Consider the following 233-nt stretch of genomic DNA (forward strand, 5'->3'; position numbering starts at 1 on the left):
TACCTCACCATGCTGGGAGTCCAGGTCAGCTTCGCTGCGGTCGGCGTCCTGCTGGCCGTGGCTGCGGCCGCAGCCAAGGCACAACCGCTGGACGTCGGCCTGACCGGCCTGGTCCTGGCCGCGGGCCTCGCCATCAACGCCCTGGTCCTGGCCGTCCAGACGCCGGTGCTGTTCCGGGTCGGCTACGCCCGGGCCCGTTGGGTGGCGTTCACCCCGATCATGGTCATCATGGC

The 233-nt window shown here is 70.8% G+C and carries 1 protein-coding gene; it reads left to right on the forward strand.

Translation table 11 applies throughout. The features are described 5' to 3' along the window. On the forward strand, window positions 1-233 hold a 233-nt coding region (locus BN358_RS26570), incomplete at both ends, for a hypothetical protein (RefSeq protein ID WP_198018443.1).

This window comes from Sedimentibacter sp. B4, assembly GCF_000309315.1.
GTDB lineage: Bacteria > Bacillota > Clostridia > Tissierellales > Sedimentibacteraceae > Sedimentibacter > Sedimentibacter saalensis.